This is a genomic window from Microcoleus sp. B5-D4 (assembly GCF_036705145.1).
In the GTDB taxonomy this organism is placed as follows: Bacteria; Cyanobacteriota; Cyanobacteriia; order Cyanobacteriales; family Microcoleaceae; genus Microcoleus.
Genome location: NZ_JAUBTV010000165.1, coordinates 241 through 4,712, shown reverse-complemented (window position 1 = coordinate 4,712; position 4,472 = coordinate 241). Strand labels below are relative to the sequence as shown.

General features: G+C 47.0%; 3 protein-coding genes. 2 read left to right on the top strand and 1 reads right to left on the bottom strand.

Features of this window, described 5'->3' with window-relative positions:
* Nucleotides 1-94: 94 nt before the first annotated feature.
* Nucleotides 95-772, bottom strand: coding sequence for a hormogonium polysaccharide biosynthesis acetyltransferase HpsU (gene hpsU / locus QUB10_RS33740; RefSeq protein ID WP_333207470.1), 678 nt, complete (start codon nucleotides 770-772; stop codon nucleotides 95-97).
* Between the two features lie 55 nt (nucleotides 773-827).
* On the opposite strand from hpsU, the gene QUB10_RS33735 reads away from it, so the two are divergent.
* Together QUB10_RS33735 and QUB10_RS33730 are read left to right on the top strand one after the other, a co-directional pair.
* The gene (locus QUB10_RS33735) at nucleotides 828-1,796 is read left to right on the top strand and encodes a cation diffusion facilitator family transporter (RefSeq protein WP_333207469.1); all 969 of its coding nucleotides are present in this window, start codon (nucleotides 828-830) and stop codon (nucleotides 1,794-1,796) included.
* 700 nt (nucleotides 1,797-2,496) lie between these two features.
* A partial coding sequence (locus QUB10_RS33730; RefSeq protein WP_333207467.1) for a DUF4347 domain-containing protein occupies nucleotides 2,497-4,472 on the top strand: 1,976 nt, incomplete at its 3' end.

The window sequence follows — 4,472 nt, the reverse complement described above, 5'->3', positions numbered from 1 at the left end:
CGCCCGTCCTTTTTGGACGGGCGGGACGCCCATCCCACTTTCAAGAGTGGAAGTTATTTAATTCTCATTCCTTAGTTTCCCGGTGCAATATCTCTTAGGAACTTTGGTTAATTTCTCGCTGACAGCGGGGACGACAAGGTGTTCCTGTGCAAATAAAGCCTGCAGGCATATTTTTAAAGACGCTGCTGCGAGCTCCAATTAAGGCATTTGCACCGATTTCTACACCAGGGCCAATGAAGCAGTCGGCGGCAATCCAAACGCCGTTATTAATGATAATAGATGCTGTGATTAAGCCAAAGGCTGGGTCTTGAGGGTCATGAGTGCCGGTGCAAAGGTAACTTTTTTGAGAAATGACGCAGTGTTTGCCGATCGCAATTCGATCGAGACTGTACAATACAACATCATCTCCGATCCAACTGTAATCGCCGATTTCAATTTTCCAAGGATAGGTAAAACGAGCCGTAGGGCGGATAATCACACCCCGACCTATTTTCGCTCCAAATAACCGCAGCAAGCCGCTTCTGATGCCGTTAAAAGGGTGTGGAGTGAGAGGAAATGCGATCGCCTGGACGAACCACCAAAGCAAAATTAGCCAACCGGGCTTTCCTCGATCGAAATTTGATTGGTTGTACAGCCGCAAATCAACTAAAGATTCCCCTGTTAAAGTATTTGGCTGGTTGTCGCTAATTGGACGATCGTTTATTTGAGAATTTGGGGAATTTGCGCTCAAATTTTCCGGATCTTGGTTCGGATTTGGTATATAATCGGTCATTGATAGCTAATTTAATGTTTAATTTAAAATCGAGTTTAACCTTAAGGACTGCTGCATGATATTTCCAGTTAGGGACAATTTTGAGCCTGAAAACGCCAAGGATATCGCACAATGCGAGAATATAAATCCCAGAATGGGCAAAGTGCGACTTTTACAAACAGCATTGGTATTGCTTAGCAGCTTTTTTGTAGCAGAGTTAATCGCCGCACTTAATTCTCATAGTTTGTCCCTACTAGCAGATGCGGGTCACGTTTTTTCAGATGTAGCAGCTTTAGCAATAACTTTGACAGCGACTTGGTACTCGTCACTTAAAAACAGAAGTAAATCGGTGGATTGCGCGATCGAATTGAGTTCGGGTACTATTCTTAAGAACAGGCAAGATGCCTGTTCCACAAACAGTGAATTGGCCGGTGGGGTGGGCATCCTGCCCGCCCGTAAAAAGCTAGTATTGAGATCGGGCAGTATTCTTAAGAACAGGCAAGATGCCTGTTCCACAAACAGTGAATTTGATTGTGGGGTGGGCATCCTGCCCGCCCGTGGAGAAATCATTGCTGCTTTAATTAATAGTATCAGTTTAGTGGCGATCGCCCTGTGGATTGCCGCCGAGTCGATCGGCCGTTTGCAGTCCCCAACCCCCGAAGTAGAAGGGCTGCCGATGTTAATTACCGCCATAGTCGGTTTAAGCATCAACTCGATTAATGCTTGTTGCTTGCATTCCTGCTGTCACGGCGACTTGAACCTCAAAAGCGCCTTTCTGCACGCAGTCGCCGACATTTTTTCGTCGGTTGGAGTAATTTTAGCTGCGATCGCCGTCGCGTGGCTGCACTGGAATTGGGCTGACGGTTTAATTAGCTTGCTAGTCTCTGCATCAATTATTTTATTAACTCTACCATTGCTAATCGAAAGCATTCAATTGCTGCTGGGAAAAGTATCAGCAATATCCGCCAGTCAACAGCCTTGTGATTGCGAAAAAGTGAGCGCAGAAAAATTGCTTTTTCCATCCCTCGAAGAACTCATCAAATAACATCTCTTCATCTGCGTATATCCGCGTAGATTCCCTTAGATATGCAGTTAAAATACCTAAGTAATTAACAAGGGCGATATCTAGATTGTAAAGATAGCGTAAACCTTATTATGTCCTCATGGCAAAGATCCGACTTTTCCGACTTTAAGATCCGACTTTTCCGACTTTACAAAGGCAGGGACCCGAAGCAATGATAGAGATAGGGGAAAGCCAACCCACGATGTCTAAATTGTAAAGAGATCGTAAATCTGGATGTTGTGTTGCGAAAGGTTAAATAAAAGTATGCTATAAAAGATATGTCTGTGGTATGATACATTTAAGTTGCATCTAATGTTATGGGATCCCATTCCCCCACGAGGCCAGTGAAACCTCACTTCATATCAGGACTACCCCGCTCAGGCTCTACTTTACTGGCTGCACTACTACGACGACAAAATCCCCGGTTTTACAGCGCTATGACTTCCCCTATTGGGGGCCCAAGCCGATCGAATGCTGTCAGCCGTGAGCGAAGACAATCAGTTTTCCACGTTTATTTCCCGTGAAAAAGGCAACGGGCTAACAATTTTACCGATCGATCGATTTGAGCAATAAGACTAATAAATTATTCAGTCCTATGCAAGAGCACTTAAGATTTGAGGCGGGGGTCTCAACCCCGGCCAGACTTGGATGTAAACGATAGATATAAAGGATTTCAGCAATTATGAACTTATCAACTATGAACAAGCAAATTATTTTCGTAGACTCTTCAGTACAGGATTATCAAAGCCTGATCCAAGGCATCGATCCCGCTCTAATTGTGATTTTAAATGAAAATTTCAGCGCGATCGACCAAATTACTAACGCCTTGGCAGATCAAAAAGATATTGAAGCAGTTCATATAGTTTCTCACGGCAGCGAAGGCAGTTTAAAACTAGGTGCTGACATACTCAATGACAATAACCTAGAAAATTTTAGCGCTCAGATAAAACAGTGGGGAAATGCCCTGACAGCAAATGGGGATATTCTACTTTATGGATGCGATGTAGCAGCCGGAGAAGTTGGAGCAACCTTCGTAAAGCGCCTCAGCGAAATCACAGGGGCAGATGTGGCAGCATCCACCGACAAGACGGGGAATGCAGCACTAGGGGGCGACTGGGAATTAGAAAAAACAACAGGGGCGATCGAAGCCTCCCTTGCCTTGTCCAGCGAAGCAATGGCAACCTATGCCGATGTTTTAGCCTCACCCGTTCAATTTAATCTCACATCAGTATTCGATCGCGATGTCATTATCAACTACACGGGAGGAGTCACAGACACCCTACAAGGCGAATTGGGTAACGCAGCGGGAGGGGCTAGCATAGATACCTTAATCACTCAGTCCTTTGCAACCTTGAAAGGCGGTGCTAGTGGCAATGGTTTACCCGACAACGGCTTTTTCGCAGCAAATGCCTTCCGTCCCGACGTTCAGCTAGGCTACAACAACACCAATAACGGCAACAACGCCAAAGTTCTTACAACTAACGGCACATCCTTTAACTTTGCTGTTACGCCCAACCAGTATTCACAAATCCACCTGTTCGCCACCAGTACAAATGGCAGCGCTGGGATGCAGGTGACATTTAACTATAGCGATGGCACTACTGGGACAGGCACAGCCACAGTAGTTCCCGACTGGTATGACGAAATTACCGAAACATCGTCGAGTTACTATCTAATCGACGGAATGGATCGAAGCAGTGATACAGCAGGAAACGGTTATCAGAATGCCAATGATCCGGCCCTATTCGGGTTCATGTTTAATCCTAACCCAGCCAAAACGCTGCAGAGCATTACCCTCAGTAAAACAAGCGGTACCAGCGTTGATAATTATCTGGGAGTTTTCGGAGCCACAGGTGTTTTAGCTGACATCACACCGCCCACCGTCAGCCTGACTTCCGCCGCCGCCGCCACCGTCACCGCAGCGTTTCCCGTCACCGCCACCTTCAGTGAAAGCACAACTAACTTTGTCGCCAGTGATATCACCGTCACCAACGGCACAGTCAGTGGCTTTAGTGGCACCGGTACCACCTACAACTTCACCGTCACCCCCACAGGGAGCGGCACAGTTACAGTTAACATCCCCGCCAATATAGCTACGGATGCCGCCGGCAACAACAATACAGCGGCCACTGCTTTGACGCGCACGGCTGACACCACAGCCCCCACAGCCACTTTCACCCCCGCAGATAACGCCACCAGTGTTGCAGTTACTGCTAATTTAGTTGTCACCTTGAGTGAAGCCGTACAAAAAGGCACTGGCAATATTGTCATCAAGAAAGTCTCGGATAACTCAGTGGTGGAAACTATAAATGTTACTTCCACCAATGTCACGATTAGTGGCAGTATCGTCACAGTTAATCCACTGGCAGATTTAGCGCAAAGCACAGATTACTACGTTGAAATTGCCGCCGGTGCAATTAAAGACTTAGCAGGTAACAATTATGCCGGTACGACAGGCGCAGCTACTTGGAATTTCACCACCGCTGACACCACACCGCCCACCGTCAGCCTGACTTCGACCGCCACCGCCACCGTCACCGCAGCGTTTCCCGTCACCGCCACCTTCAGTGAAAGCACAACCAACTTTGTCGCCAGTGATATCACCGTCACCAACGGCACAGTCAGTGGCTTTAGTGGCACCGGTACCACCTACAACTT